This is a genomic window from Herbaspirillum sp. NPDC101397, from assembly GCF_044767325.1.
GTDB lineage: Bacteria > Pseudomonadota > Gammaproteobacteria > Burkholderiales > Burkholderiaceae_D > Herbaspirillum.
In genome coordinates this window covers 20,832-47,642 of sequence record NZ_JBIWNS010000005.1, presented here as the reverse complement: position 1 = coordinate 47,642, position 26,811 = coordinate 20,832, and the positions used below count along the sequence as shown (strand labels likewise).

The following is a 26,811-nucleotide window of genomic DNA, read 5'->3' as shown; positions in this document are numbered from 1 at the left end:
TGAGCTCCTGTGGATACGGCGCGATCGATGCGCTTGGTGCAACTGCGCGGACGTTGCCGAAATTATACATCGGATACGATTTAATCGAATGCGTTGACATTTTTAAAAGCTCAGGTATTATTCATCGCATTCGATTACATCGGATGCGATTTAAATTAACCGACACCACTTCACCACCTGAGGAACCTGACATGAGCACCATCGAAAAAGTACTGTACACCGGCAAGACCACCACCACCTCCGGCGGCCGCGACGGTTCCGCACGCAGTGCCGACGGCCGTCTCGACATCGAGCTGTCGTCGCCCGGCAGCACCGGCAAAGGCACCAATCCGGAGCAGCTGTTCGCGGCCGGCTGGTCGGCTTGCTTCATCGGCGCCATGGGCCTGGCCGCTGCCGAGAGGCAGATCAAGCTGCCGGCCGACCTGCGCGTGGATGCCGAAGTCGATCTCGGCACCACCGCCGGCGCCTACTTCCTGCAGGCGCGCCTGAACGTCAGCCTGCCCGGCTTCGACCGCGCCGTCGCCCAGGCGCTGGTCGATGCAGCACACGAAACCTGCCCGTACTCGAAAGCCACGCGCGGCAACATTGGCGTTGAAATCAAGTTGATCTGATCGAGGTTTGATCAGGCACATCTGCTTCGATACAAATAAAAAGGCCTGCCGAAATACACATGCGGCAGGCCTTTTTTTTACGCAACGAAAACGGGAAGGATCAGTGTTGCGGCCGCAACGTCAGGCGAGCTTCCAAGCCACCGCCGGTGCGGTTATGCAGCGACAACTTGGCATCCATCGCCAGCGTCAGCTGACGCGCGATCGCCAGTCCCAGTCCGGTGCCGCCGGTGTTGCGGTTGCGCGAAGTTTCCAGTCGCACGAAGGGTTCGAACACTGCGTCCAGCGACTCGGCCGGGATACCGGGACCGCGATCGAGCACGGCGATGGTCACCGCTCCATCAGCTTGCGCGCCGACTTCAAGCTCGGCCGCGCCACCGAACTTGAGCGCGTTGTCGACCAGGTTGCCGAGGATGCGCTTGAGGGCCTGCGGACGCGTCACCAGCGCCGCGCCGACGGCGCCGTGCAGCGACACCTCTTTGCCGGCGTCGACGTAGTCGCACACCAGGCTGTCGAGCAGCGCGTCGGGATCGATGCGGATCGGCGCTTCCGCTGCACCATGCAAGGTGCGTGCGTAGGCCACGCCTTCCTTGACCAGCGTTTCCATCTCCTGCAAATCCTGTTGCAGCTTGGCGTGTTGCGCCCCTTCATCCATCACGTCCACGCGCAGACGCATGCGCGTGATCGGCGTCTGCAAGTCGTGCGAAATCGCCGCCAGGATTTGCATGCGTTCAGTCATGTAAGTGGCAATACGGTCCTGCATGGCGTTGAAGGCCTTGGCCGCGCGGGCAACTTCGGACGGGCCGTCTTCCGGCAAGCGCACCGCCTTGAGATCGGGGCCGAGCGTATCGGCCGCAGCGGCCAACGCATGCAACGGCCGCGTCGCCAGCCGCACCGCCAGCCAGCAGCACGCAGCCAGCACGATCAGTTGCAGAGCCAACACCAACGGCAGCCACGGCGACAGCGGCACGCCCGACATCGGTCGCATGTCGATGGTCAGCGGCGTACCGTCTGTCAACTTCAGATGCACCTGCATGCGCTCCTTGTCGCCGGGCACGGCGTTGACGGTCAGCGCGTATTCGGTGCCGATGCCGTCGGCGATCGACTTTGCCACCATCTTCGACAGGCGCGCATCCGGCGGCGTGCCGGTGATGCCGGGGCCGAGGATGAATTCATAACTGCGGCGCGCCAGGCGCGGCAGCCATTGCGCGCGTTCTGCCGGCGGCAGGTGATCGAGCAGCGCGACGGAACTGGCCGCTTCGCGTTCGATGTAACCCATCATGACGTTGGTAGTGGCCTGATCGCGCTCGGTCAGCGTCAGCCAGAACGACAGCGTCTGCGCCAGCACCAGGCCGATACAAAGGATCAGCGCCAGCCGGGCAAACAGCGTGCGCGGCCAGCGCAGTAGGGACAATGTCATTGCTCGCCTTCGATCAGGGTGACGGTCGCGGAGAAGACATAGCCTTCGTTGCGCAGCGTCTTGATGTAGCGCGGCTCTCGCGCGCCGTCCAGCAGGCGCTGGCGCAGGCGGCTCACCAGCAGGTCGATGGAACGATCGAACGGATCCGACGCGCGTCCTTGGGTCAGGTTGAGCAGCTGGTCGCGCGTGAGCACGCGTTGCGGATGGTCGAGGAATACGCGCAGCAGGCGATATTCGGCGCCGCTCAGCGCCACCATGGTGCCGTCCTGATCGAGCAGGTGGCGCGCCGTGGTGTCCAGCCGCCAGTCGCCGAAGCCGAGCATCTGCACCGCTTCCGTGACCTGCATGTTGGGCGGCAACATGCGCGCGCGGCGCAGCACCGAACGAATGCGCGCCATCAGTTCGCGCACCGCGAACGGCTTGGTGAGGTAGTCGTCGGCGCCCATTTCGAGGCCGACGATGCGGTCGGTTTCTTCGCTGCGCGCGGTCAGCATCAGCACCGGCACGGCCTTGAATTTGCCGACGCGCAATTCACGGCACAATACCAGGCCGTCTTCGCCGGGCAGCATCAGGTCGAGCACGATCAGATCCGGCGCGCCCTGCTCCAGCACCGCGCGCATCTGGCGCCCGTTGGCGGCCAGCGACACACGCATGCCGTTTTTCTCAAGGTAGGCGGCCAGCAGTTCGCGGATGCCGCGGTCGTCGTCGACGATCAGGATGTGGTCTTGGTTTTCCATGCGGCGATCATACCTTAGCGCGTTTGCGCCGGCTCGCCGGCGTACTGGCCACGTTGAGCAGCGAGCAATACACCGGCTTGGCCAGCTCAGCCGCAAAACCTCCGGCCAGGAAGGCAAAGATCGCCAGAAAACGTTTAAGGCCGGTCACGCGTCCTCCACCACCGACAAGCTGGCGCCGTCGCCCACATCGGCTTCCAGCGCATACGGATCGACACCTTCCAGGCAGCCGATGTTGGCGCGCCAGAAGTTGGGATCCCTGCGGGTCTGGTGGAACGGATAGATACCGCAGTGCTTGCAGAAATAATGCTTCGCGGTGCGGGTGTTGAACTGATACAGCGTCAGCGACTCTTCGCCGCTGACGATCTTGACATCGGCGGCGTCGATCATCGGCGTCATCAGCGCGCCCTTGCGGCGGCACAGGCTGCAGTTGCAGCGCCCCGCCGGCGTCAGCGCGGTACGGACTTCAAAACGGACGGCGCCGCAGTGGCAAGAGCCTTTGTAGCGTTCAGCAATCATTTCCTTCTCCTTCAAATGGTTGGCAATGACCACTTTATAAATCAATGCGAAAACAAGCCCCGGGTTGATTTGTGTCTCAATGTATCTGGTGCGTGTACATACACAAAACATTGCACCCGTGTGCTGTTGCAGACACAAGCCAGATACGTGCAAACGTTCCAATACGGTCATCGCAACCAACATTGGAATGCCTGACATGCACAACTTCATCGAAACGCCGTTCGCCCTGCTGGCCGGTCTGCTGACCATCGCTTCGCCGTGCGTGCTGCCGGTCCTGCCCATCTTGCTGGGCAGCTCGGTCGGACCAACGGGCAGCGCACCCAACCGCACTCGTCCGCTGTTCATCATCGCCGGCTTCATCCTGAGCTTCTCGGCCTTCGCCATGTTGCTGGGCGCAGTGTCCAGCACCGTCCACGTAGCCCAGGAAGCCTTGCGCAATACCGCCATCGCGCTGCTGGCGCTGTCCGGCTTGCTGCGCCTGTGGCCGCGTCCCTACGAATGGCTGGTGGCGCACTTGCAGGCGCCGCTGCAACGCATGCACGGCGCTACTCCGAAAGCGCCGAGAGAACACGCCGGCAACACCGGCGGCTTTGTACTCGGCATGTCGCTGGGCGCAGTCTGGACGCCCTGCGCCGGTCCGGTGCTGGCCTCGATCCTGGTGCTGGTCGTGAAGGCCCAGGACCTCGGCTGGTCGGCCCTGCTGTTGCTGATGTACGCCATCGGCGCCGCCATCCCCATGCTCGCCATTCTCTACGGCGGCCAGTACATCAGCCGCCATGTCCGCATGGTGTCGCGCCACACCCAGCGCCTGCAACAGTTGTTCGGCGTACTGGTGATGCTGACCGCGCTGGCGATCTACCTGCAATACGACGTGCTGATTACCGCCGCCTTGTCTTCCCTGTTTTCTTCCTGATTTTCCTCTTTCAATTGAAAGGATCCACCATGCTCTCCCGACTCAAGACCTTCGCCGCCCTGACTGTATTCGCCGCCGCTACTTCCACCGCCGCCTCAGCCGGCGCGCTCAGCAAGAGCGTCGCCGCACCTGAATTCACCGGCGTCGACAAATGGCTCAACAGCGAACCGCTGACCATGCAGCAACTGCGCGGCAAGGTGGTGCTGGTCGACTTCTGGACCTACACCTGCATCAATTGCATCAACACCCTGCCCTACGTCAAATCCTGGCACCAGAAGTACAAGGACCAGGGCCTGGTGGTGGTTGGCGTGCACACGCCGGAATATCCGTTCGAGCGCAGCACCGACAACGTCAAGACCGCCATCAAGCGCTTCGGCATCACTTACCCGGTCGCGCAGGACAACCGCTACGCCACCTGGAGCGCCTACAACAACCAGTACTGGCCCGCCTTCTACCTGATCGACAAGAAGGGCCAGGTGGTCTACACGCATTTCGGCGAAGGCCAGTACGCGCAGACCGAAGCCGCCATCAAGAACCTGCTGGCGCAACCGCAGTAACGCAACCCAAACGCAGTTCAACCATCGTACTTAGACCAAGGAGAAAAAATGTCCGACCAGATCGATCAACGCCGCCGCCGTTTCTTCGGCGCAGCAGCAGCCACCGTCGCCACCGCGCAACTGAGCTTCAGCGCACTCGCCAACGCACAGACCATTACAGCGGGCACCTCGTCAGCAGCGGCTGCCGGCTTCACCTCGATCAGGCAGATCGACGCCGGCGTGCTCAACGTCGGTTACGCCGAGCTCGGCCCGGCCAACGGCAAGCCGGTCATCCTGCTGCACGGCTGGCCGTATGACATCCACAGCTTCGTCGAGGTCGCGCCGCTGCTGGCCGCCGCCGGCCATCGCGTGATCGTGCCGCACCTGCGCGGCCACGGCAGCACCCGCTTCCTGTCGGCCGACGCGATGCGCAATGCGCAGCAATCGGCAGTGGCGCAGGACATCATCGCGCTGATGGATGCACTGCGCATTCCGTCGGCGGTCATCGCCGGCTTCGACTGGGGGGCGCGCACCGCCTGCATCATGGCCGCACTGTGGCCGGAACGATGCCAGGCGCTGGTCTCCGTGAGCGGCTATCTGATGACCAACCTGGCGACCGCCAAGAAGCCGCTGCCGCCCAAGGCCGAGTTCGACTGGTGGTATCAGTTCTACCTCACCACCGAACGCGGCGTGACCGGCTACACGCAGTACCGTCGCGAATTCGCCGAGCTGATCTGGAAGACGGCCTCGCCGAAATGGAATTTCGACGCCGCCACCTTCAACCGCAGCGCCGCCTCGTTCGACAATCCCGACTACGTCGCCATCGTCGTCCACAACTACCGCTGGCGTCTCGGCCTGGCCGAAGGTGAACGCAAGTACGACGCGCTGGAACGCCGTCTTGCCGACCTCCCTGTGATCGGCATCCCGACCATCACGATGGAAGGCGACGCCAACGGTGCGCCGTTCCTGCCGCCGGCTGCGTATCGCAACAAGTTTGCGGGCAAGTATGAGCACCGCAACCTCACCGGCGGCATCGGCCACAACCTGCCGCAGGAAGCCCCGCAGGAATTCGCCAATGCCGTGCTCGCGGTGACGAAGCTGTAAATTCCTTGGGCCGAAAAAAATGCCATCCGCGCAAACGGATGGCATTTTTGTCATTGCGCGCCTGGCTTATTCGTTCAGGTCAGGCAGGAATACCGTCAATACCCCCGCCAGCGGCAACAAGGAACACAGAAGGTAAACGTAAGCGATGCCGTACAGGTCGGCCAGATGCCCGAGCAACGCCGCGCCGATGCCGCCGAAGCCGAACATCAAGCCGAAGAACACGCCCGAAATCAAACCCACCTTGCCCGGCACCAGCTCCTGCGCATACACCACGATGGCCGAGAACGCCGACGCCAGGACGAAGCCGACGCACACGCACAGCACGCCGGTCCAGAACAGGTTGGCGTGCGGCAGCAGCAAGGCGAACGGCGCTGCGCCGAGGATCGAAAACCAGATCACGCGCTTGCGTCCGATGCGGTCGCCGATCGGTCCGCCGAAGAAAGTGCCGGCAGCCACTGCGCCGAGGAACAAGAACAGCAGGATCTGCGAATCGCCGACGGCCAGATGGAACCGGTCGATCAGGTAGAAGGTGAAATAGCTGGTGAAACTCGCCATGTAAAAGTATTTGGAAAACACCAGCAAGGCCAGCACCAGCAGGGCCTTTTTGACGGCAGCGGGAGACAGGTGATGATGCACCGTCGCCCTGGCCTTCTTGGCCCCTGCGGCCAGATGATGGCGATACCAATTGCTCACGCGCGACAACACCACGATCGCCACCACCGCGAAGATGCAGAACCACGCGATGTTGGGTTGGCCGAACGGCACCACAATCGCCGCCGCCAGCAAGGGGCCGAGCGCCGAGCCGGCATTGCCGCCAACCTGAAAGGTTGATTGCGCGAATCCAAAGCGACCGCCCGACGCCATGCGCGCGATGCGCGACGCTTCCGGATGGAAGGTTGATGAACCGACGCCGATCAGCGCCGCCGCCAGCAAGAACCAGCCGAAGCCGCCGGCCATCGACAGCAGCACGATGCCGAGCAAGGTGAACAGCGCGCCGCACGGCAGCAGCAAAGGCTGGGGATGCTTGTCGGTGTACATGCCGATCCACGGCTGTATCAGCGAAGCCGTGACCTGGAAGGTCAGCGTGATCAGGCCGACTTGGGTGAACGTCAGTCCGTAGCTTTGCTTGAGCATGGGATAGATCGATGGCAGCAGCGCCTGGATCAGGTCGTTGATCAGGTGGGCGAAGCCGACCGCGAGCACGATGCGCAGCACCAGCGGCGAGCTGCCTTGCTGCGCGCCGGCCGGCACCGGTGGGCTTGCAGCCGGCGTGCCGGACAAGGCGACGGGAGAAGATGTTTGTGTTGTCATGGCGATGAAAGGTGAAATGGCAGGAATGGTGGGACGATAGGCGAATGGTATAGTGACACTTAAAAACCGGAATGACATTTTCCGTCGATTAAGTGACAACCTTCTTTTTGCCATGATCCACACGGTCCACTCCAGCCCCAAGGCAGCGCAGTTGCAGCACTTGCCGCATGCGGTGGTCGCCTTCAGCCGCGATTTCAGCCATGACCAGTTGCTCGCCATGCACTCGCATCCGCGCGGCCAGTTGCTGTATGCCGCGGAAGGCGTGATGCAGGTACGCACCGCGCACGGCCTCTGGGTGATCCCGCCACAGCGCGCACTGTGGGTGCCCTGCGGCCTGGCGCATGAAATCCGCATGCTCAGCGCGGTGCGCCTGCGCACGCTCTACATCCGCCCGCACGAATCGGAACTGATCGGCGCCGAGTGCCGCCTGCTGGAAGTCAGCGCATTGCTGCGCGAGCTGATCCTGGCGCTGCTCGAGGAAGAATCGGATTACGACACCCGCTGCCGCGGCGGGCACCTGGCGCAACTGATCCTGTCGGAAATCGATGGCGCCACTGCTATTCCGGTGGTGATTCCCTGGCCGGCCGACCGACGCGTGCTGGCCGTGTGCGAAGCCATTCTTGCCGATCCCGGCAACGCCAACTCGCTGGAATACTGGGCCGGGTTCGCGGGGGCCAGTGCGCGCACGCTGATCCGTCTGTTCCCGAAAGAAACCGGCCTGCATTTCCGCCACTGGGTGCAGCAGGTCCACATCACCGAAGCGCTGCTGCGACTGTCGCAAGGCGAAGCGGTCGAACGTATCGCCGAACGGCTCGGCTACAAAAGCGCCAGCGCCTTCACCAGCATGTTCCGCAGCGTGCTCGGCAAAACACCCAGCCAATACGGCGGCCTGGCGCGCCGGAACATCGCCGCCGACAGCATGCTGCAACGCGCCAAAAAAAATGGATGAGACAACCCTGCAAGCCGCGCCATCACGATCGGTTATCACGCGATGAATTAGTTTCATTGGACAGTGCCGGGGGCCGGGCGTAGTGTCGCTCTCCAACCGGAAGCTCGTATTTAAAAGAGATCCGGCGACAGAATCAAGAACCATAAAAGCCGACGGACGCACTCGGGGCAGCAGCTTCGGGACGTCACGTTTCAGGCGGAGACCACACAGGATTTTTCTCGCGAGAACGACTTCCACGCCGGCGGCGCATTGCGTCCGCCGCGAAGGCTCCCTTGCGCCCGCAATTTCCTGCGACCGAATTTCCGAATTGAATTCGTTTTCCAGTAGTGCTTTACAAGCAAAACAAGCAGTGAAACAACAATTCTTACACCAGGAGATTGCATGAACACCCTCAAATCCAGCATCAAATATGCCGCCGCGGCCGTCCTCGGCCTGGTCTGCCTGGCCCAGTCGGTCAGCGCCGATACGCTCAGTGACATTCGCCAGCGCAAAAAGATCGTCATCGCCATCGACCTCGGCTCGCCGCCGTTCGGCATGACCGACGACAAGCTGCAACCTTACGGCTCCGACGTCAGCGCCGCCAAGATGCTGGCCAAGGACCTCGGCGTCGAGATGGAAATCATCCAGGTCACCGGCCCCAACCGCGTGCCTTTCCTGCTGACCAACAAGGCCGACATCGTGATTGCGTCGTTCAGCATCACGCCGGAACGCGCCAAGGTGATCAACTTCAGCGTACCTTACAGCGCATCGGAATCGGTGGTCGGCGCGGAAAAGACCATGCAGATCAAGAGTCTGGCCGATCTGGTCGGCAAGCGTGTCGGCGTAGTCCGGGGTAACCTGCAGGACACGCTGTTGACGCCGCTGGTCCCCAAAGGCACGATCCTGGTGCGCTACGACGATGACTCGACCAACGCCGCCGCGCTGCTGTCGGGCCAGGTCGACGCCATCGGTACTGCCAAGGAACTGGTGACCACCACGGCGCGCAAGAATCCGGGCCGCAATATCGAAACCAAGTTCTCGGTCAAGGTGGTGCCGCACGGCATCGGCGTGCGCAAGGAAGACACCGCGCTGCTGGCCTGGATCAACACCTGGGTGGTCGCCAACATGAAGAACGGCAACCTGGCGAAGTCGTATGAAGCTGCGGCCGGCGCGCCATTGCCAGACCTGTCGCAATACATGCCTAAATAAAAAGACAACACCGTTCGGCGTCGGCGCAGCTGTTGCAAAAACAGCCGCGCCGGCTTTTTTCACTTTTCACGAAAGCATTTCTCCAGTCATGAAAAATATCGGATTCATAGGCGTCGGCATGATGGGCCAGGGCATGGCGCACAACCTCGTCATCAAGGGTTTCAACGTCACCGTGATGGGCAACCGCAATCGCAAACCGGTGGAAGAACTGGTCGCCGAAGGCGCGCGCGAAGCGGCCAGCCTGCAAGACCTGGTGGCGAACGTCGACGCCATCATCCTGTGCGTGACCGGCTCGCCGCAGGTGGAAGACCTGATCTTCCGCGCCGGCGGCATCCTGGAAAACTGCCGCAGCGGCCAGATCCTGATCGACTGCTCCACCAGCGAGCCGATGTCGAGCGCGCGCATTGCCGAACAACTGGCGACCAAGGGCGTCAGCTTTGTCGATGCGCCGCTGGCGCGCACGCCGGTCGAAGCCATGCAAGGTCGCCTCAACACCATGGTCGGCGCCGACGACGCCACCTTCTCCAAGGTCAAGCCCATCCTCGAAGCCTTCTGCGAAAACATCTTCCACATCGGCGGCATCACCAGCGCGCAAAAGCTCAAGCTGCTCAACAACTTCATCGCGATCGGCACCGCCACTCTGGCGACCGAAGCGCTGGCGATGTGCGACGCCGTCGGCGTAGATAAGCGCAAGTTCTTCGATGTGATCAGCAAGGGCGGCGCCAACAGCGGCATCTTCCAGATGATCGCCGGCGGCATCCTCGAAGGCCGCTCGGACGGCATGAAGTTCAGCATCGCCAACGCCGGCAAGGACCTGGGTTATTACAACAACATGACCGCGGCGTTCACCAATCCATCGATGATCGGTCCGCACGTTGCCGCCACCCTGCAGCAAAGCGCACAAGAAGGATTCGGCGAGCAGATGCTGGGAGCGATGGTGCAGGCGCACAAAGACCGGCTGGCGTCAAAGACGTAAGCCGGGAATAGTCAGCTTTCCGCATTGGGCTGCATACCCTGTAGCACAAAAAAACGCCGCCCCTGGGGCGGCGTTTTTTGTTCATCCGTGCGCGATTCTCGGGTCCTGCCATGCCGGCGCTGGCAGTGCTTACGCTGTTGAGTCGTCGTAACTGCCGCTGTCGCTCATATCGTCAAGATCGATGTTTCCCAGGTCCGCCAGGTCATTGCCGGAGGTCGTTTCGCCGGCGCTGTCGCTACGCCCCGCACTACGTTCCTTGTCGGCGTCGCTGCCATAGTAATTATTGACGGTGGTGTTCTCGACGTTTTCCGTGGGGGCGCTCAATCCGTTCTGATGCGTCGAGCCCGAGCCGCTGCCGCTGTTCATCAGGTGTTCGATTCCCTGAAACAGGAAAGCGCCGCCGGCCACGCCGGCGGCGGTGGCAGCGACGGTCCCCAGCATGCTGCCCATGCCGCCGCCGAAAAATCCGGTGGACGGCGCCGGAGCAGCCTGATATTGGGGCGCCGTCTGGGCTGGCGCCGAGGCCGGAGTATAGGGAGGGACGTAAGCAGGAGCAGAAACAGGCGGAGCGGCACGCACGGACGCCGCAGGCGCATTGCCCCAGGCATTGCTGTCGAGGAAACTCTGCGCCGAAGCGGCGCCTGCCTGTAACGCCTGCACCTGATTTTGCAATGCGGCAATCTGGGCCTTGGACGTCGCGAGCGCCTGATCCATCAACAGCGCCCGCTGCACCAGCAAGTAGGCTGCATCAGGCTGCTGCGCAACCGCAGCGGCAATCATCGCGTCAGCCTGGGCGTCTTTGCCGATGCCGCGCACCTGCGTCAATTGGTGAAGAAAATCTTGAAGCGCTTGCGTTTCTTGAGGACTCATGATGCTGGGCTCCCGGCCTGAGTAGTACATAGGTAGTACATGATGCACAACGATGAATATTTCAATATGCGGCTGCCGTCAGACGGCTTGGGCTCCCATTATGCGCGGGATATCACCCGGCATTTGTGACCGTAATTGCAAAGTTCGAAACAGCTTGTAACTTCATGTCTGCGGGCGGGCTTGATGCGATGTGATGATGCCGGGAAGCAGCGCAAGCGGCCTATTCCACGGCTGCTGTCTGTGGTTTGGGCGCATGCGCGGGTGAATTTGTCCGGGAAAATGACGGCCCGCCGGTTTTGTTTGCTAATATTTATACCCTGTCCGTCAGCAAGACCAAAATAGGGGTAAAACGGACAGATCCGGGGATGGGGCACACGACGCCCCACACAATCAAGCGACGACAAGAAAGAAAAGCTGTGATGAAAATGATACGCCCGTTGCTGGCCTTATTGATGCTGGCCGCCGTGCTGGCTGGTTGCGCCTCCGGTCCCAAACCGGCAGACCTGGAGGTTGCCATGCCGGCGCTCAAGCCTGGTTATGGCCGCATCTATTTCCTGCGCTCATCGGCGTTCTTCGGCTCTCCGGTCCAGCCGGAAATCCTGCTCAACAACCAGGTCGTCGGACGGTCGCGTGCGCGCGGCTTTTTCTTTGTCGACCGGCCGGCCGGTCCTTACCAGGCGCGGACTTCCACCTCGGTCACCAGCACGCTTACTTTTGACCTTTACCCTGGCGAAACAAAATACGTACGTACCGAACTGGTCATTGCTTTGATGGGCATCATGCCCGGCAGCATCGCCTTCACCCTGATGGATGAATCCGTCGGCGAGCCGGAGCTGCGCAAGCTGAGTTATACCGGAAGGACTGTCAAACCCGAGCCGAGGCAAGCGCCCCAGCCAGCTTCCCAGCCAGCGCCGCAACCGATGCAGCAGCCCATGACACAACCGGTGACTCAATCAGTCTCGCAGCCAGTTGTGCAACCAATGCCGGCAAACTGCACCGACTCGGCTACTTGCTGAATTTCTCCGGAGGTCGCCCTCAATCAGGCGACCTTCGACTCTTCCTTCCGCAACATCGGTGACCGCAATTCAGTTGGACTCAGTGGCTCTCCACCGGTACAAATTCCTCAATCAGTACGTTCGCCGGGAAGCTCACCGTAAAGGTGCTGCCCTTGTCCGGCACCGACTCCACGCCGAGAATGGCGCGGTGGCGCAGCAGTACGTGACGCACGATGGCAAGACCCAGGCCGGTGCCTTGCGTCTCGCGCGAGCGGCTCTTGTCGACGCGGTAGAAGCGCTCGGTCAGGCGCGAGATGTGTTCCTGGCTGATGCCGATGCCGTTGTCCTTGACGACGAATTGTGCGCCACCACCCGGCTTGCGCTCCCAGTACAACTTGATGGCGCCGTCTTGCGGGGTGTAGCGCACCGCGTTCGAAACCAGGTTGCTGAAAGCGCTGCGCAGTTCATCGACGTTGCCCTGCAAATCGGGGCCGTCGGCTTCCAGCGTGATCTGGTGCTTGCCTGACGACAGCGCCTTGGCTTCTTCCAGAATGCCTTCCAGCAGCGGCCGTACGTGCACGCGCTCTGAACGCAACGGATAGTCGACCGACTCCAGGCGCGTCAGCGTCAGCATGTCGCCGATCAGGTTCTGCATGCGCTGGCCCTGCTCGGTCATCAGCTTGAGATGCGAGGTGCGCACATCGGTATCGAGGTTCGGTTGCGCCAGTGCGATTTCGAGAAAACCGTTGATCACGGTCAGCGGCGTGCGCAATTCATGCGAGGCGTTGGCGATGAAGTCGCGGCGCATCATGTCGATACGCTCCGATTCGGTGGCATCGTGGGTGACCAGGATCTGGCGGCGGTTTTCGAACGGAATGATCTGCACGATCAGCTTGCGCTCCTGCACACTCAGGATCAGCGGCTGCTCATAGCGGCCGAGGATGATGTAGTCGATGAAGGCGGGGTTGCGGATCAGGTTGGTGACGCGCATGCCCTTGTCGCGCTCCAGTTGCAGGCCCAGGTGCTGCTGCGCCGCCGGATTGCACCATTCAAGGAACAGCACGTCGTCCATGATCACCACGCCGTCCGGCAGCAGGCTCATCGCCTGGCGGAAACGCGCCAGCCATTCGGCCAGCTCGATCTGGTTTTTTTCATCGTCGCGGCGCATGCGGTACAGGCGCGCAAAGATATCGGTCCAGGCGCCCCAACCATCCGGCAGCTTGGCGTGGCTGGGATTGTCGAGCCAACTGCCGAGGCGGAAGAGATAATGCAATTGGGTGAACGCCAGCGCGCCCATGCCGGCCAATGCGACGATCAGCCCGGCGGTGGCGCCGAAGAAAAACCAGACGACGCAAACGCCAATCAGGCAGATCAGGAAGCGCAAGGCCGCCGGAACCCAAAACAGCAGTTGTGGACTCATGTAGTGCTCGTTAGTTACAGGACTGGAACAGGGTCCAGTATAGAGGTCTTTCGGGTTCCCGCGTCTCCTGCGGAACCGCCCCGCTTGTTTTTGTTATTTTGCCGACAGCATGTAGCCGACGCTGCGCACCGTCTTGATCAGGTGCTCGGCTTCACGCAAGGCTTTGCGCAGGCGCAGGACATGGACGTCGACAGTGCGTTCTTCGATGACGACATGGTCGCCCCAGACGCGGTCCAGCAACTGGCTGCGTGAAAACACGCGATCCGGATGCGCCATGAAGAATTTCAGCAGCTTGTACTCGGCGTGACCGATGTCGATCTTGTCGCCGCCAAGCGCCACCGAGCAGCTGGCCGGGTCGAGCGTGACGGGACCGACCGTCATTTCTTCCTGGGCGAACTCCGGGCTCTTGCGACGCAGCAGCGCCTTGATGCGCGCCGTCAGTTCACGCGGCGAGAACGGCTTGGTGATGTAGTCGTCGGCGCCGTTGTCGAGCCCGGCGATCTTGTCCTCTTCCATGCTCTTGGCAGTCAGCATGATCACCGACAACTGCTGCAACTGGCGGTCGCCGCGGATGCGCGACAGCAGATGCAGGCCGCTGCGGTCCGGCAGCATCCAGTCAAGCAGCACCAGCTGCGGCGCGCGGCGCTGGACAAACTCCCACGCTGCGGCCGTGTTGGACACCACGAAACTCGACCACCCCGCCTCCTTGAGCGTGAAGGCAATCAGCTCGGCAATCGAAGGCTCGTCTTCAACGATCAGGATGGTAGTCATGGAATTGCGCTATTTGAATAGGTCAAGGGAAACGCCGGTTCAATCTTCGTCTGACACGGAAATCTGCGCCGAACCGAAATCGGTATGACGAATATCCTTGCCGCCGACAACGTAGATCACGTATTCGCCGATGTTCTTGGCGTGGTCGCCGATACGCTCGATGGCCTTGGCCACCCACAGCGTGTCGATCGAGGCCGAGATCGTGCGCGGATCCTCCATCATGAAGGTCGCAAGGCTGCGCGTGATCGAACGGAAGCCGTGGTCGATGCTGGCGTCCTGGGCAATCAGCGCGGTAGCCTGATCGGTGTCCAGACGGGCGAACGAATCAAGCGCGCTGCGCAGCATTTCCGACGCTTCTTCGGCGATGACGCGCACGGTTTCATAGTGGTTGATCGGGCCGATACCGCGCTTGTGCAGATGGATCGCATTACGGGCGATCTTGGTGGCTTCGTCGCCAACGCGTTCCAGGTCGGTGATGATCTTGATGGTCGCCATCACGGTGCGCAGGTCATTGGCGGTCGGCTGGCGACGCACGATCAGGTGGCTGCAGGCATCGTCCAGTTCGACTTCCAGACGATTGACCGCCTCGTCGTCCTTCATCACGCGTGCGGCCAGCTCAAGATTGCCGTTACGGAAAGCCGAAATCGCATCCTGGAACTGACGTTCCACCATGCCGCCCATGGCCAGCACTTTGGAACGAATGGTTTCCAGATCGGCATCGTATTGCTTGGAAGAGTGATCGCCTGTCATGTCACGTCCTTAAAAAATAATTAAAAAATAACTGACCTCAAGAGGTGCGGCAGAAGCGTAGCGAGCGGCCCGAGGTCTGCGCGAGAAGCGCAGCCGTACTGGGGTACGGCGAGCATCACAGCGCGGACATCGGGCCGCGCAGTAGCTTATGCCGTACCTTATCCAAAACGGCCTGTTATGTAGTCTTGGGTTTCCTTGCGTGCCGGATTCATGAAAATCTGGTCGGTCTCGCCAAATTCCATCAACTCGCCCAGGTACATGTAGGCGGTGTAGTCCGAACAGCGCGCCGCTTGCTGCATGTTGTGCGTGACGATGGCGATGGTGTAGTCCTTTTTCAGTTCGCCGATCAGCTCTTCCACCTTGGCGGTCGAGATCGGGTCCAGCGCAGAAGTCGGTTCATCCAGCAGCAGCACTTCCGGCTTGACCGCGACGCCGCGGGCGATGCACAGGCGTTGTTGCTGACCGCCCGACAGGGACAGACCGCTCTTGTTCAGCTTGTCCTTGACTTCACCCCACAGCGCGGCCTTGTTCAGGGCCCATTCGACGCGCTCGTCCATTTCGCCCTTGGGCAAGTTTTCGTACAGGCGGATGCCGAAGGCGATGTTGTCGTAGACCGACATCGGGAACGGCGTCGGCTTCTGGAACACCATGCCGACCTTGGCGCGCAGCATGTTCAGATCCTGGCCTGGTTCGAGGATGTTGTTGCCGGCGTACATGATCTTGCCTTCGGCGCGTTGACCGGGGTACAGGTCATACATGCGGTTGAAGGTGCGCAGCAGGGTCGACTTGCCGCAGCCCGACGGGCCGATGAAGGCGGTGACCTTGCCTTCGAAGATGTTGAGGTTGATGTTCTTGAGGCCCTGGAAACCGCCGTAGTAGAAATTCAGCTGCGAAATTTCAATGGTCGATTTCTTGTCTGCTGTTGCGGATGTTTGCGTAGTCATAGTATTCACTTGTCGATTCGCTTATCGGTTGTCCGGTATTAACCAGGGACGCGTTGGCTGAACATGGTGCGGGACAGAATATTCAGTGCGAGCACGCTGACGGTGATCAGCAAGGCGCCACCCCATGCAAGTGCTACCCAGTTGTCGTAAGGACTCATGGCGAACTGGTTGATCACCACCGGCAGGTTGGCGATCGGACTGTTCATGTTGGTGCTGAAGAACTGATTGTTGAGCGCGGTGAACAGCAGCGGCGCCGTTTCACCCGAGATACGCGCCACCGCCAGCAGCACGCCGGTCACGACGCCGGCCTTGACGGCGCGCAGGCGCACCATCATCGCCACTTTCCAGCGCGGCGCGCCGAGCGAGAACGCTGCTTCGCGCAGGCTGCTCGGCACCAGTTTCAGCATGTTGTCGGTCGTACGCACGATCACCGGAATCGCAATCAGCGAGATCGCGAAGGTGCCGGCCCAGCCGGAGAAGTGACCGACGTTGGCGACATAGATCGCGTAGACGAACAGACCGATGACGATCGACGGCGCCGACAGCATGATGTCGGTGACGAAACGCGTGGTCTGGGCCAGCTTGCTCTCCTCGCCGTATTCAGCCAGGTAAATGCCGGCCAGGATACCGATCGGCGTGCTGATCAGCGTACCGAGACCGACCATCATGAGGCTGCCGACGATAGGGTTGAGCAGACCGCCGCCATCGCCGCCCGGCGAAGGCGTATTTTGCGTAAGCATGCCGATGTTGAGTGCGCCGAAGCCCTTGATCAACAGCGTCAGCAGGATCCAGGCCAGCACGATCAAGCCGGCGGCCATCGCCAGGAACGAGAACAGCATGCCGATACGATGCTGCAGCAGGCGACGGCGATACACCGGGTTCATCGGCGAGTTCAGCGGTATGGCGGCCTCGTTTTTGTTCGGGCCGGCTTGTGGAGTGACTTGTTGGTTCATTATTTGGCGCCTTCCTTGCGGGTCATGCCCATCAACATCACCTTCGCCACGGCCAGCACGATGAAAGTGATCACGAACAGGATCAGACCGAGTGCGAACAGCGACGACACGTGCAGCTTCGACGACGCTTCTGCGATTTCATTGGCGAGCGTGGAAGCGATGCTATTGCCAGCGGCGAACAGCGACCACGAGAGACGATGCGAATTGCCGATCACGAAAGTGACCGCCATGGTTTCGCCAAGCGCCCGGCCGAGGCCGAGCATGACGCCGCCCACCACACCGGTCTTGGTGTAAGGCAGCACCACCTTGCGTACCACCTCCCAACGCGTACAGCCGAGGCCGTAGGCGGATTCCTTCAGCACGGCCGGCACCACTTCAAACACATCGCGCATCACCGAGGCGATGAACGGAATGATCATGACCGACAGGATCAGGCCGGCGGTCAAAATGCCGATGCCCATGGTCGGCCCCTGGAACAAGGCGCCGATCACGGGCAGTTGGCCGAGCGTGGCTTTCAGGGCCGGCTGGACGTATTCGGCGAACAGCGGCGCAAACACGAACAAACCCCACATGCCGTAGATGATGCTGGGCACGCCGGCCAGCAATTCGACCGCCGTGCCGAGCGGACGACGCAGGCGGCTCGGGCAGATTTCGGTGAGGAACAGGGCGATGCCGAAGCTGACCGGGAACGCGATCAGCAGCGCGATCAGCGACGTCGTCAGCGTACCGACGATGGCGATTGCGGCGCCGTACTGGTCGTTGACCGGGTCCCACTCGACGCGCGTGATGAAGCCGGGGCCGAACTCATGGAAGGCCGGCCAGGCGCCGATGAAGAGGGAAACGATAATCCCGCCGAGCATCACCAGTACCGACAAGGCGAAGATCAGCGTGACTTTATGAAAGAGAAAATCCTGGATGCGCTGCTTGCGCATGGTCGCCAACAGCGCTGCGTGCGCTTGCTGAGCTTGTTGCATGGCGCTATCTGCGGGAGGCTTACCTAAATCGGTGTTCGACATGGTCGTGGCAGAGATGTTTGAGCTCATTATTTTCACCATTTGGTGCGGATTGCGGCGATGGTGAACGCCGCCGCAATCCGCTATACATCATTCAATGCACTACCGAAAACAAGTTCTGACTTATTGAATCTTTCGATCCGTGATTACCAGATTGCCTTGCCGGAGCTGTCTTTGACATTGGCTTTCCAGGAATCTTCAACCAGCTTGACGACTGCGGCCGGCAGCGGCACGTAGTCCAGATCGGCAGCAGCTGTACCGCCATTCTTGTAAGCCCAGTCGAAGAACTTCAGGACTTCCTTGCCCTTGGCGCCGTCGGCAGCTTGCGCCTTGTGCAGCAGGATGAAAGTTGCGCTGCTGATAGGCCAGCTGTTCTTGCCGGCTGCATCAGTGAAGTCAACTGCGAAGCCCGGAGTCTTGGCCCAGTCGGCAGCAGCAGTCGCTGCCTTGAATGTCGCGTCGTCCGGCGACACGAAGGTGCCGTCCTTGTTCTTCAGCTGGGTGTAGTTCAGCTTGTTCTTCTTGACGTAAGCGTATTCGACGTAGCCGATTGCGCCCTTGACCTTTTGCACGTTGGCGGCGACGCCTTCGTTACCCTTGCCGCCCACGCCGACCGGCCATTTCACTGCAGTGCCTGCACCGATCTTCGACTTGAAGTCTGCGTTGGCCTTCGACAGGTAGCTGGTGAACACGAACGATGTGCCCGAACCGTCGGAACGGTAGACCACGGTGATGTCTTCTGCCGGCAGCTTGACGCCTGCGTTCAGGGCAGCGATCTCAGGAGCATTCCACTTGGTGATCTTGCCCGAGTAGATGTCGCCCAGCACTTGGCCGGACAGCTTGACCTGGCCTGGAGTCGTACCGTCCAGGTTGATGACCGGAACTACGCCGCCGACCACTGCCGGGAATTGCGTCAGGCCGTCAGCTTCCAGTTCCGCCTGCGACAGCGGTGCATCGGATGCGCCGAAGTCAACAGTCTTGGCCTTGATTTGCTTGATGCCGCCGCCGGAACCGATGGATTGGTAGTTCAGGCTGTTGCCGGTTGCCGCCTTATACGACTCCGCCCATTTGGCGTAGATCGGGTATGGGAACGATGCGCCTGCGCCGGTGATTTCTGCTGCGTGCACTGCGGCGGAAAACGCGACCGTGCCGCACACTGCCACTGCAACAGATTTAAGAATGTGATTGAACCCCATGTCTTGCTCCTTTGTTTGACGAGATAGTTTGTCGAAGAACCCATTTCATGAATTGCCGTCTTACCTGCATTACCCGACGACCTTCACGAAGAAACCTGCGGAACTGATGGAATGCGTTCCTGGGACGGGGTGAACTTTAACCAGCAAATGTGACGAGTTTATGACCCGCCCTTGTCATGAAAGGAAAAGAAGGCATTGCTTGATCGACAACAAGGAAGCCGCCCCGCAGACGGGGTTAGAATCAGGACTCAGGAGACAATTTCCCGGCAGAAATGCAGATGCATAGGGGACACACCATTTGTGACAAGGCTCCCCGGCCTTGTCATTAACTTGTCATACGCCCGCCCTACACTGCGAAAAATTGCTATGAACACCAATGGGAACGGCGCATGACCAGAAAAGTAAAACCGGACGATAACGCTCACACGGAGATCAATCCGACCGCCATTTACCTCAACCGCGAATTGTCCCAACTGGCGTTCAACCGCCGGGTGCTGGCGCAAGCCGAGAACAAGCAGATTCCGCTGCTCGAGCGTCTGCGCTATCTGTGCATCTGCAGCAGCAACCTCGATGAATTTTTTGAAGTGCGCATCGCCAGCTTGCTGGCCAACCGCATCGAAGGCGAACACATCGACCCGCCCGAACTGAGCGCGGCGCTGGAACGCACCAGCATCGAATGCCACCAGATCGTGGCGCGCCAGTACGAATTGCTGAACAAGGACATCCTGCCGCAGCTGGCGCACAAGGGCATCCACCTGCTGCGCCACGAAGACCGCAACGAGGCGCAGCGCGCCTGGGTCAAGCAGTACTTCGAACATAACGTGCGGCCCCTGCTGACGCCCATCGGCCTCGATCCGGCCCACCCGTTCCCGCAGGTGTTGAACAAGAGTCTGAATTTCATCATCGAGCTGTCCGGCAAGGACGCCTTCGGCCGCGGCACGGCGATCGCCATCGTCAAGGCGCCGCGCGTGCTGCCGCGCGTGATCCGCCTGCCGGACGAACTGTCGGACAAGAAAGGCGTGTCGTTCTGCCTGTTGTCCTCCGTCATCCATGCGCATATTGCGGAATTGTTTACCGGACGCGAAATCACTGCTTATTCGCAATTCCGCGTCACCCGCAACAGCGACCTGTGGGTCGACGAAGAAGAAGTCAAAAACCTGCGCCAGGCCTTACAGACCGAATTGCAAAGCCGCCAGTTCGGTGTCGGCGTGCGTCTCGAAGTCGCCAGCAACTGCCCCGAACACCTTGCGCAATTCCTGCTCGAACAGTTCTCGATCGAACGCAATCGCCTGTACGCCGTCAAGGGTCCGGTGAACCTGGTGCGGTTGTCGGAACTGGTCGACCTGGTGTCGGAGCCGGCGCTGCGCTTCCCGCCGTTTGCGCAGACGCTGCCACCGCATTTGCAGAATGAAAACATCTTCGCCGTGCTGAAGAAACGCGACGTGCTGCTGCATCATCCGTTCCAGTCGTTCCAGCCGGTGGTGGATTTCATCCGCACGGCGGCGCAAGACCCCAACGTGATGGCGATCAAGCAAACGATTTACCGCACCGGCATGAACTCCGACCTGATGGAGGCGCTGATCCACGCCGCCCAGCGCGGCAAGGAAGTCACCGTCATCGTGGAACTGATGGCGCGCTTCGACGAAGAAGCCAACATCAACTGGGCGGTCAAGCTGGAACAGGCCGGCGCGCAAGTCGTCTACGGCGTGGTCGGCCTCAAGACGCACGCCAAGATTGCGCTGGTGATCCGCCGCGAAGACAACGCCCTGCACTTCTACGCCCACCTCGGCACCGGCAACTATCACCCGACCACCACCAAGTTCTATACCGATTTCGGCCTGCTGACCTCACACCGCGAATTGACCGCCGAGGTCAACGAAGTGTTCATCCACCTGACCACGCTGACCAAGCCGCGCACCCTCAATCACTTGTGGCTGGCGCCGTTTTCGCTGCAAAAGGAAATCATCCGGGCCATCCGCAACGAAGCCCAGATCGCCCGTGAAGGACGGCCGGCGCGCATCATCGCCAAGATGAACGCGCTGCTGGACGAGTCGGTCATCCGCGCCTTGTATGCGGCCTCGGCCGACGGCGTCAAGATCGACCTGATCGTACGCGGCGCCTGCGCGCTGCGTCCGGGCGTCGCAGGCCTGTCGGAGAACATCCGCGTGCGCTCGGTAATCGGGCGCTACCTGGAACACTCGCGCATCTATTATTTCCGCAACGACCTGGCGCATGACGTTTACCTGTCGAGCGCCGACTGGATGAACCGCAACCTGTTCCGCCGTATCGAAGTGGCCTTCCCGGTGCTGGACAAGGCACTCAAGAAGCGCGTCATTGCGGAAGGTCTGGATCCTTACCTGAAGGACAACACCAATGCGTGGCACCTGAACTGCGACGGCGTGTATGTGCAGAAGAAGGCGCGCACGCGCCAGGCCGCGTTCAGCGCCCAGGCGTACCTGATGCATACGCTCGGCGTTGCCGCGCCAGGCGAGGAATGAAGCGACCAGTTTTGTTTTTCAGCCGATTACCCGGAGGTGAATCCCCATGGAACTGATCTTATGGCGTCATGCCGAAGCGGAACTCGGCGAACCCGATGAAGGCCGCGCCCTCACCGGCAAGGGACACAAGCAGGCCTGGAAGGTTGCCGACTGGCTCGACCGCAACCTGCCGGAAAGCTGCCGCATCCTGGTCAGCCCGGCCACGCGTACCTTGCAGACCGCAGAAGCATTGGGCCGCAAATTCAAAATCCATCCCGACCTGGCGCCCGACAAGAGTCCGCAGGACCTGCTCGTCGCCGCCAACTGGCCCGACAGCCGCGAACCGGTTCTGATCATCGGGCATCAACCGACGCTGGGCCTGGTGGCCGCGCAACTGATCGGCGGCCAACCGCAGGAATGGTCGATCCGCAAGGCCAACGTGTGGTGGATCGCCCAGCGCGAACGCGGCGACATCACCACTAATTACTTACGTGCAGTGATGGCGCCGGACCTGATTTCCAAATAGGTCAAATAGCTCAAATAAGCCAGATAGGCCAAATAAAAAAGGCTGCTCATCGAGCAGCCTTTTTTTACGACCGACCTGAGCATTCAGGTTGGAACCCATCAGAACTGATCAGAACTCTTCCCAGCTGCCTTCGTCCTGCGGCACGGCAGGACGCTTCGGCGTCGGCGCCAGGGTGGTCTTGCGCGCTGCCGCCGGCTTGATCGCCGGAGCTGCATGCGTTGCGGTCTCGGTTGCCAGTTCCAACGGCGGATTGACGGTCTTCAGCATCGACGGGGTATTCGCGGCCTGCGCAGCGAAGACAGCGTTGTCGATCTTGAAGACACCAACCGCGCGCGCCAACAGATCGGCCTGCTCCTGCAGACTCTCGGCCGCCGCAGCAGCTTGTTCGACCAGCGCCGCATTCTGCTGCGTGATTTCATCGATCTGCGCGATGGCGCCGTTGACTTCGGCAATGCCCGCGCTCTGTTCCTTGCTGGCGGCGGTGATCTCGCCCATGATGTCGGCCACGTGCTTGACCGACGTCACGATCTCGCTCATGGTCACGCCAGCTTCATCGACCAGCTTGCCGCCGGCGTCGACCTTGCTGACCGAGTCGCCGATCAGGGTCTTGATTTCCTTGGCGGCCGAAGCCGAACGTTGCGCCAGGCTGCGAACTTCGGACGCGACCACGGCAAAGCCGCGACCTTGCTCACCGGCGCGCGCGGCTTCAACCGCAGCATTCAACGCGAGAATATTGGTCTGAAACGCGATACCATCGATGACCCCGATGATGTCGACGATCTTGCGCGAGCTTTCCTTGATCGAACCCATGGTCTGCACCACGTCGCCGACCACCTTGCCGCCCTTGACTGCATAGTCGGAGGCCGACATCACCAGCTGGTTGGCCTGGTGTGCATTCTCGGCGTTCTGCTTGACTGTCGAGGTCAGTTGCTCCATCGAGCTGGCGGTTTCTTCCAGGCTGGATGCCTGCGATTCAGTACGGTTCGACAGGTCGGCGTTGCCGGTGGCGATCTCTTGCGACGCCACTGCGATGATGGCCGCACTCTGCTTGATTTCATTGACGGTCGCCGCCAACTTGGTCTGCATCGTATTGAGCGAATGCACCAGCTGGCCCGCTTCGTCGTGGCTCTTTTCTTCCACGGTCTGGGTCAGGTCGCCGCTGGCGATGGTTTCGGTGATCTTGCCGGCGCGTAGCAGCGGCGCCGTGATGGTGCGGGTAATCGACCAGGTGAAGAAGGCGCCCAGCAACAGCGTCACCAGTCCGATCACGATCATGCCGATCTGGCCGCTGCGATAGCTGCTTTGGAAGTCGACATAAGCTGCCGACATGTCTTCCTGCTGATACGCGGCGAGTGCGGCCACGCTGGCCATCCACTTGTCGTAGGACGGCAGGAAATCGCTCTTGAGGAGTTGGGCGGCGTCGAAGTAATTGCCGCCGCCGACCATTTCACGAATTTTCTCGACGATCGGGAACAGCACCTTGCGTTCAGCGGCGGACGCCGTCAGCAGCGTCTTGCCCTTGTCGGTGGAAGTCAGTTTGGTGAGCTGGCCTTCATAGCCCGCATAGGCTTGCAGGATCTTGGCCAGGCGCTGGTTTTCCTGCTGGCCTTCGGCGGCGTCGGTAGGCGTCACCACCTTGCGCAATGCCAGCGCCAAGGCGCTGCCGGATTCGCGCATGCTCATCGCTGCGGTCATGCTGGCGACCTTCTGGTCGATGATGTAGGCGCTGCTGCGTTCCATCTCGGTCATGCGCCACAGGCCGTTGAGCAGGATCGCCGCTGCGCAGAGCAAAACGAGACAGAATCCCAGTGCAAGACGTGCACCAATTTTGATATTTGAAATCATAACGCTCAACTTCCCCTGATAAAAAACTGCCGTCCCTGAAGATGCAAATCGCTGGATATATCCACTACTTGCTGTCGTCGGCAGATCGAACCCGGTTGCACCGGCGCACGGTCTACCTTGTTTCGTCAGCAGGATTCATGCCTGCCTGCATATTTTTTATTGTACGGGTTTCATCCCGATTTTTCTTGGCGTGAAGCAATATTTATTGATCGGGAAAACGCGGTGCGCCAAGGCGAGATATCTCTGCCTCGGCTGCCCCGTATCGTCGTGAATGCCGCGTCTGCGCGCGTGGTCTGTTCCGGCGTTTCATTGTCCTTTGTACTGTGCCGCATCTTAGATAAGCGCCGAAAACAAGGCTAATGCTTTGTGCGCATGCAACTATACCTTTATCGCATAGTTGTCTTAAACGCAATCAGGACGCACGAAAGCGGCGCATCACGCGGGCAAAAATGCATGAAAAAAGCCCGCACGGCGGACCTTGCGAGCTCATTCGTTTTTCCTTGGTCAGCGCAACATGCTGCGCTTGCAACAGCGTTTAGAATTCTTCCCATTCATTGGCGCCGCCGGCTTCCACCGGTTTGGACACCGTTCGCGGCGCAGGCTTGCCGGTGGCTTTCAGCGCCGAGGTTTTTGCCGCTGCCGGCAACTTCGCCGGGGCGGAGGACGAAGGCGGACGCGAGGGCGCCGGCAAGGAAATCACCGGCTTATGCTGCGCTTCCGCGGGCGTGATGCGGAACACGCTGACTGCCTTGGCCAGCACGTCAGCCTGTTCCTGCAAACTCTCGGCGGCAGCAGCGGCCTGCTCCACCAGCGCGGCGTTCTGCTGCGTGATTTCATCCATCTGCGTGATGGCGCGATTGACTTCTTCGATACCGGTGCTCTGCTCCTGGCTGGCCGCCGTGATCTCGCCCATGATGTCGGCAACGTGTTTGACCGAGGTCACGATCTCGCCCATCGTTGCGCCGGCTTCATCGACCAGCTTGCCGCCGGCGTCGACCTTGCCGACCGAGTCGCTGATCAGTTCCTTGATCTCCTTCGCCGCGGACGCCGACCGTTGCGCGAGACTGCGCACTTCCGACGCCACCACGGCGAAGCCGCGTCCCTGCTCGCCGGCGCGCGCCGCTTCCACCGCCGCGTTCAATGCCAGGATGTTGGTCTGGAAAGCGATGCCGTCGATCACGCTGATGATGTCGACGATCTTGCTTGAACTCTCCTTGATCGAACCCATGGTCTGCACCACGTCGCCGACCACCTTGCCACCTTTGACCGCCAGCTCGGAAGCCGAGGTCACCAGCGAATTGGCCTGGCGCGCGTTGTCGGCATTCTGGCGTACGGTGGACGTCAGTTCTTCCATCGAACTGGCGGTTTCCTCCAGGCTCGAGGCCTGCGATTCGGTGCGGCTGGACAAGTCGGCGTTGCCCGTGGCGATTTCTTTCGACGCCACATGAATCACGTCGATGCTGGTGCGTACGTCGCTGACGATGTGCACCAGGCTGCCGGTCATGTCGTTGAGCGCGTGCAGCAGCTGCGCCGACTCATCGCTGCCCGTCACCACTGCACGCGAAGTGAGGTCGCAGGAAGCCACACGCTGCGCCATCGCCACCGATTCCGACATCGGCACGGTGATCGAACGCGACAGCATGTAGCCGACCCAGGCGGCAAACAGGGCCAGCGCGCCGATGCCGCCGAGCAGCCAGATTTCCATGCGGCGCAATTGCGCGGTCTGCTGGCCGAGTGTGTTTTCGAGGCTGCCGATGACTGCGTCGACGACCTTGAACTGGGCGTCAATGGCTTCGGTGAATTTGCCGAAATATTCCTGCGGTGGAAACTCCAGGTTCTCCGTCTTCAGGACCTTTTCATCGGCCAGGGCGATGACGGCGGCAGCCTGCTTCCTGGCGTCGTCCACTGTCGCGCCGAGCACGCTCTTGAGCGAGGCGTTGATCAGGAAGGCTTGCTGGAACAACTGATCGGCTTGCCTCAGGCGCTCGACGGCACCCTGGCGAGGGCTGATGATCGCCAGTTTGTCGTCGGCTGTGGCGACCTTTTTTCCGAGTATGGCGGAACCCCGCGCGCGCATCTTCCCAAGCTCCTCGGTCAACAGCGGAAGCGCCACGAAACCGCCGGTGATCAGCTTCGAACTGTCGAGGTCGGGATCGAGACTGAGCCTGAAGTCGTCGAGGATGAGGTCGTTGATCTCAAACAGCTTCGCGATGTTATCGCTATGTCCGCTGAAACTCTGCGGCCCGGTCACCTGCCCCGCAGCGACGCCGTCGCGCAAGGCATTCCACGCTGTCACGACGGTGGCGAGACTCTGTCCGATTGCCGGATTGCGCGCACCGCCGTCCTTGAGTTGCGTCTGCAGGTTCTGTAGCGCCTGGCCGACTTCCTGCGCCTTGGCCTGCCGTTGCGCGGCGACCGTGGCATTGCCGCCCAACAGGACCGCCGACATGCCGCGATGCTGCTGCATCAGCTGCATGGAACGCAGCAAGGCGCGCGCCGGCACCACGCCTTTCATTTCCAGGGTCTTGTGAGCGATCACGCCTTCTGCGCTGATGATGTACAACGTGGTCGGCACGCCGAACAAGGCGAGACCGATAACGCCAAGCAGAGCGAATTTTTTCCACAGCTGCAATCTGGCAAACAGATTTTTCATGACTCCCCCCAATGATGTTTCCGTAAAGCATCGCCGGCAAATGACTACATCGGACAACAGGACAATGAAGCGGACTTCATCTTGCGCACTTTATGTGTTTTATATGGAAACGGCCGTATTGCAAGCAACTTGACCCGCCA

The 26,811-nt window shown here is 60.9% G+C and carries 25 protein-coding genes; 10 read left to right on the top strand and 15 right to left on the bottom strand.

Annotation, left to right across the window (positions count from 1 at the left end; translation table 11 throughout):
* Positions 1-191: 191 nt before the first annotated feature.
* Positions 192-611, top strand: a complete 420-nt coding sequence (locus tag ACIROW_RS12900) for an organic hydroperoxide resistance protein (protein WP_402276062.1) — start codon at positions 192-194, stop codon at positions 609-611.
* Positions 612-711: 100 nt separating this feature from the next.
* Here ACIROW_RS12900 and ACIROW_RS12895 read toward each other — a convergent pair whose 3' ends face one another.
* Genes ACIROW_RS12895 through ACIROW_RS12880 form a run of 4 tightly spaced genes read right to left on the bottom strand, consistent with a single transcriptional unit; the run spans position 712 to position 3,281 of the window.
* Complete coding sequence (locus ACIROW_RS12895; protein WP_402276059.1) at positions 712-2,028, bottom strand: ATP-binding protein; 1,317 nt, start codon at positions 2,026-2,028, stop codon at positions 712-714.
* Positions 2,025-2,765, bottom strand: coding sequence for a response regulator (locus ACIROW_RS12890; protein WP_053195613.1), 741 nt, complete (start codon positions 2,763-2,765; stop codon positions 2,025-2,027). Before ACIROW_RS12890 ends, ACIROW_RS12895 begins: the two co-directional genes overlap by 4 nt.
* Positions 2,766-2,772: 7 nt before the next feature.
* A complete protein-coding gene (locus ACIROW_RS12885) occupies positions 2,773-2,913 on the bottom strand; it encodes a hypothetical protein (RefSeq protein WP_158559730.1) in 141 nt (46 codons plus the stop codon).
* A complete protein-coding gene (locus ACIROW_RS12880) occupies positions 2,910-3,281 on the bottom strand; it encodes a GFA family protein (protein ID WP_402276056.1) in 372 nt (123 codons plus the stop codon). Before ACIROW_RS12880 ends, ACIROW_RS12885 begins: the two co-directional genes overlap by 4 nt.
* Before the next feature lie 196 nt (positions 3,282-3,477).
* On the opposite strand from ACIROW_RS12880, the gene ACIROW_RS12875 reads away from it, so the two are divergent.
* Genes ACIROW_RS12875 through ACIROW_RS12865 form a run of 3 tightly spaced genes read left to right on the top strand, consistent with a single transcriptional unit; the run spans position 3,478 to position 5,834 of the window.
* Positions 3,478-4,194, top strand: a complete 717-nt coding sequence (locus tag ACIROW_RS12875) for a cytochrome c biogenesis CcdA family protein (RefSeq protein WP_402276054.1) — start codon at positions 3,478-3,480, stop codon at positions 4,192-4,194.
* Between the two features lie 29 nt (positions 4,195-4,223).
* The gene (locus tag ACIROW_RS12870) at positions 4,224-4,751 is read left to right on the top strand and encodes a thioredoxin family protein (RefSeq protein WP_402276052.1); all 528 of its coding nucleotides are present in this window, start codon (positions 4,224-4,226) and stop codon (positions 4,749-4,751) included.
* Between the two features lie 48 nt (positions 4,752-4,799).
* Positions 4,800-5,834, top strand: coding sequence for an alpha/beta fold hydrolase (locus tag ACIROW_RS12865; RefSeq protein WP_402276050.1), 1,035 nt, complete (start codon positions 4,800-4,802; stop codon positions 5,832-5,834).
* Between the two features lie 66 nt (positions 5,835-5,900).
* On the opposite strand, the gene ACIROW_RS12860 is transcribed toward ACIROW_RS12865, so the two are convergent.
* Positions 5,901-7,145 (bottom strand): MFS transporter, encoded by a 1,245-nt coding sequence (locus tag ACIROW_RS12860; RefSeq protein WP_402276048.1) that lies wholly within the window; start codon positions 7,143-7,145, stop codon positions 5,901-5,903.
* A gap of 112 nt (positions 7,146-7,257) precedes the next feature.
* On the opposite strand from ACIROW_RS12860, the gene ACIROW_RS12855 reads away from it, so the two are divergent.
* The 3 genes from ACIROW_RS12855 to ACIROW_RS12845 all read left to right on the top strand — a co-directional run bounded on the left by ACIROW_RS12855 (position 7,258) and on the right by ACIROW_RS12845 (position 10,258).
* Entirely contained in the window at positions 7,258-8,094 is an 837-nt protein-coding gene (locus ACIROW_RS12855; protein ID WP_402276046.1) for an AraC family transcriptional regulator, read from the top strand.
* A 381-nt stretch (positions 8,095-8,475) separates the two neighbouring features.
* On the top strand, positions 8,476-9,282 hold the full coding sequence (locus ACIROW_RS12850; protein ID WP_402276043.1) for a transporter substrate-binding domain-containing protein: 807 nt from the start codon (positions 8,476-8,478) through the stop codon (positions 9,280-9,282).
* 88 nt (positions 9,283-9,370) lie between these two features.
* On the top strand, positions 9,371-10,258 hold the full coding sequence (locus ACIROW_RS12845; protein ID WP_402276041.1) for an NAD(P)-dependent oxidoreductase: 888 nt from the start codon (positions 9,371-9,373) through the stop codon (positions 10,256-10,258).
* A 129-nt stretch (positions 10,259-10,387) separates the two neighbouring features.
* Here the strand turns inward: ACIROW_RS12845 and ACIROW_RS12840 are convergent, their stop codons facing one another.
* On the bottom strand, positions 10,388-11,128 hold the full coding sequence (locus ACIROW_RS12840) for a DUF2076 domain-containing protein (protein ID WP_402276039.1): 741 nt from the start codon (positions 11,126-11,128) through the stop codon (positions 10,388-10,390).
* A gap of 419 nt (positions 11,129-11,547) precedes the next feature.
* Between ACIROW_RS12840 and ACIROW_RS12835 the strand changes: the two genes are divergently transcribed.
* A complete protein-coding gene (locus ACIROW_RS12835; protein ID WP_402276038.1) occupies positions 11,548-12,144 on the top strand; it encodes a hypothetical protein in 597 nt (198 codons plus the stop codon).
* 79 nt (positions 12,145-12,223) lie between these two features.
* Here the strand turns inward: ACIROW_RS12835 and phoR are convergent, their stop codons facing one another.
* The 7 genes from phoR to pstS form a co-directional block, all read right to left on the bottom strand.
* Positions 12,224-13,543, bottom strand: coding sequence for a phosphate regulon sensor histidine kinase PhoR (phoR, locus tag ACIROW_RS12830; RefSeq protein WP_402276036.1), 1,320 nt, complete (start codon positions 13,541-13,543; stop codon positions 12,224-12,226).
* 93 nt (positions 13,544-13,636) lie between these two features.
* Positions 13,637-14,314, bottom strand: coding sequence for a response regulator (locus tag ACIROW_RS12825; RefSeq protein ID WP_402276034.1), 678 nt, complete (start codon positions 14,312-14,314; stop codon positions 13,637-13,639).
* A gap of 39 nt (positions 14,315-14,353) precedes the next feature.
* Positions 14,354-15,064, bottom strand: coding sequence for a phosphate signaling complex protein PhoU (phoU, locus tag ACIROW_RS12820; RefSeq protein WP_402276032.1), 711 nt, complete (start codon positions 15,062-15,064; stop codon positions 14,354-14,356).
* Positions 15,065-15,222: 158 nt separating this feature from the next.
* On the bottom strand, positions 15,223-16,008 hold the full coding sequence (pstB, locus tag ACIROW_RS12815) for a phosphate ABC transporter ATP-binding protein PstB (protein WP_116434997.1): 786 nt from the start codon (positions 16,006-16,008) through the stop codon (positions 15,223-15,225).
* Between the two features lie 38 nt (positions 16,009-16,046).
* The gene (gene pstA, locus ACIROW_RS12810) at positions 16,047-16,961 is read right to left on the bottom strand and encodes a phosphate ABC transporter permease PstA (RefSeq protein WP_402276029.1); all 915 of its coding nucleotides are present in this window, start codon (positions 16,959-16,961) and stop codon (positions 16,047-16,049) included.
* Positions 16,961-17,935, bottom strand: a complete 975-nt coding sequence (pstC, locus tag ACIROW_RS12805; RefSeq protein ID WP_402276027.1) for a phosphate ABC transporter permease subunit PstC — start codon at positions 17,933-17,935, stop codon at positions 16,961-16,963. Before pstC ends, pstA begins: the two co-directional genes overlap by 1 nt.
* Before the next feature lie 185 nt (positions 17,936-18,120).
* Positions 18,121-19,170 (bottom strand): phosphate ABC transporter substrate-binding protein PstS, encoded by a 1,050-nt coding sequence (pstS, locus tag ACIROW_RS12800; protein WP_402276025.1) that lies wholly within the window; start codon positions 19,168-19,170, stop codon positions 18,121-18,123.
* Between the two features lie 389 nt (positions 19,171-19,559).
* On the opposite strand from pstS, the gene ppk1 reads away from it, so the two are divergent.
* Together ppk1 and ACIROW_RS12790 are read left to right on the top strand one after the other, a co-directional pair.
* Positions 19,560-21,668 (top strand): polyphosphate kinase 1, encoded by a 2,109-nt coding sequence (gene ppk1, locus ACIROW_RS12795; protein WP_402276022.1) that lies wholly within the window; start codon positions 19,560-19,562, stop codon positions 21,666-21,668.
* A 46-nt stretch (positions 21,669-21,714) separates the two neighbouring features.
* Positions 21,715-22,173: a SixA phosphatase family protein gene (locus ACIROW_RS12790; RefSeq protein ID WP_402276020.1), complete on the top strand. Its 459-nt coding sequence runs from the start codon at positions 21,715-21,717 to the stop codon at positions 22,171-22,173.
* A gap of 108 nt (positions 22,174-22,281) precedes the next feature.
* Here the strand turns inward: ACIROW_RS12790 and ACIROW_RS12785 are convergent, their stop codons facing one another.
* Both ACIROW_RS12785 and ACIROW_RS12780 read right to left on the bottom strand, forming a co-directional pair.
* Positions 22,282-24,018, bottom strand: a complete 1,737-nt coding sequence (locus tag ACIROW_RS12785; RefSeq protein WP_402276018.1) for a methyl-accepting chemotaxis protein — start codon at positions 24,016-24,018, stop codon at positions 22,282-22,284.
* A gap of 535 nt (positions 24,019-24,553) precedes the next feature.
* Entirely contained in the window at positions 24,554-26,671 is a 2,118-nt protein-coding gene (locus ACIROW_RS12780) for a methyl-accepting chemotaxis protein (protein ID WP_402276015.1), read from the bottom strand.
* Positions 26,672-26,811 lie beyond the last annotated feature (140 nt).

Excerpts from the sequence above, each read along its gene's own strand:
- ACIROW_RS12900 (WP_402276062.1), top strand. The coding sequence starts at position 192 with ATGAGCACCATCGAAAAAGTACTGTACACCGGCAAGACCACCACCACC.
- ACIROW_RS12895 (WP_402276059.1), bottom strand. The coding sequence starts at position 2,028 with ATGACATTGTCCCTACTGCGCTGGCCGCGCACGCTGTTTGCCCGGCTG.
- ACIROW_RS12890 (WP_053195613.1), bottom strand. The coding sequence starts at position 2,765 with ATGGAAAACCAAGACCACATCCTGATCGTCGACGACGACCGCGGCATC.
- ACIROW_RS12880 (WP_402276056.1), bottom strand. The coding sequence starts at position 3,281 with ATGATTGCTGAACGCTACAAAGGCTCTTGCCACTGCGGCGCCGTCCGT.
- ACIROW_RS12875 (WP_402276054.1), top strand. The coding sequence starts at position 3,478 with ATGCACAACTTCATCGAAACGCCGTTCGCCCTGCTGGCCGGTCTGCTG.
- ACIROW_RS12870 (WP_402276052.1), top strand. The coding sequence starts at position 4,224 with ATGCTCTCCCGACTCAAGACCTTCGCCGCCCTGACTGTATTCGCCGCC.
- ACIROW_RS12865 (WP_402276050.1), top strand. The coding sequence starts at position 4,800 with ATGTCCGACCAGATCGATCAACGCCGCCGCCGTTTCTTCGGCGCAGCA.
- ACIROW_RS12860 (WP_402276048.1), bottom strand. The coding sequence starts at position 7,145 with ATGACAACACAAACATCTTCTCCCGTCGCCTTGTCCGGCACGCCGGCT.
- ACIROW_RS12855 (WP_402276046.1), top strand. The coding sequence starts at position 7,258 with ATGATCCACACGGTCCACTCCAGCCCCAAGGCAGCGCAGTTGCAGCAC.
- ACIROW_RS12850 (WP_402276043.1), top strand. The coding sequence starts at position 8,476 with ATGAACACCCTCAAATCCAGCATCAAATATGCCGCCGCGGCCGTCCTC.
- ACIROW_RS12845 (WP_402276041.1), top strand. The coding sequence starts at position 9,371 with ATGAAAAATATCGGATTCATAGGCGTCGGCATGATGGGCCAGGGCATG.
- ACIROW_RS12840 (WP_402276039.1), bottom strand. The coding sequence starts at position 11,128 with ATGAGTCCTCAAGAAACGCAAGCGCTTCAAGATTTTCTTCACCAATTG.
- ACIROW_RS12835 (WP_402276038.1), top strand. The coding sequence starts at position 11,548 with ATGAAAATGATACGCCCGTTGCTGGCCTTATTGATGCTGGCCGCCGTG.
- phoR (WP_402276036.1), bottom strand. The coding sequence starts at position 13,543 with ATGAGTCCACAACTGCTGTTTTGGGTTCCGGCGGCCTTGCGCTTCCTG.
- ACIROW_RS12825 (WP_402276034.1), bottom strand. The coding sequence starts at position 14,314 with ATGACTACCATCCTGATCGTTGAAGACGAGCCTTCGATTGCCGAGCTG.
- phoU (WP_402276032.1), bottom strand. The coding sequence starts at position 15,064 with ATGACAGGCGATCACTCTTCCAAGCAATACGATGCCGATCTGGAAACC.
- pstB (WP_116434997.1), bottom strand. The coding sequence starts at position 16,008 with ATGACTACGCAAACATCCGCAACAGCAGACAAGAAATCGACCATTGAA.
- pstA (WP_402276029.1), bottom strand. The coding sequence starts at position 16,961 with ATGAACCAACAAGTCACTCCACAAGCCGGCCCGAACAAAAACGAGGCC.
- pstC (WP_402276027.1), bottom strand. The coding sequence starts at position 17,935 with ATGCAACAAGCTCAGCAAGCGCACGCAGCGCTGTTGGCGACCATGCGC.
- pstS (WP_402276025.1), bottom strand. The coding sequence starts at position 19,170 with ATGGGGTTCAATCACATTCTTAAATCTGTTGCAGTGGCAGTGTGCGGC.
- ppk1 (WP_402276022.1), top strand. The coding sequence starts at position 19,560 with ATGACCAGAAAAGTAAAACCGGACGATAACGCTCACACGGAGATCAAT.
- ACIROW_RS12790 (WP_402276020.1), top strand. The coding sequence starts at position 21,715 with ATGGAACTGATCTTATGGCGTCATGCCGAAGCGGAACTCGGCGAACCC.
- ACIROW_RS12785 (WP_402276018.1), bottom strand. The coding sequence starts at position 24,018 with ATGATTTCAAATATCAAAATTGGTGCACGTCTTGCACTGGGATTCTGT.
- ACIROW_RS12780 (WP_402276015.1), bottom strand. The coding sequence starts at position 26,671 with ATGAAAAATCTGTTTGCCAGATTGCAGCTGTGGAAAAAATTCGCTCTG.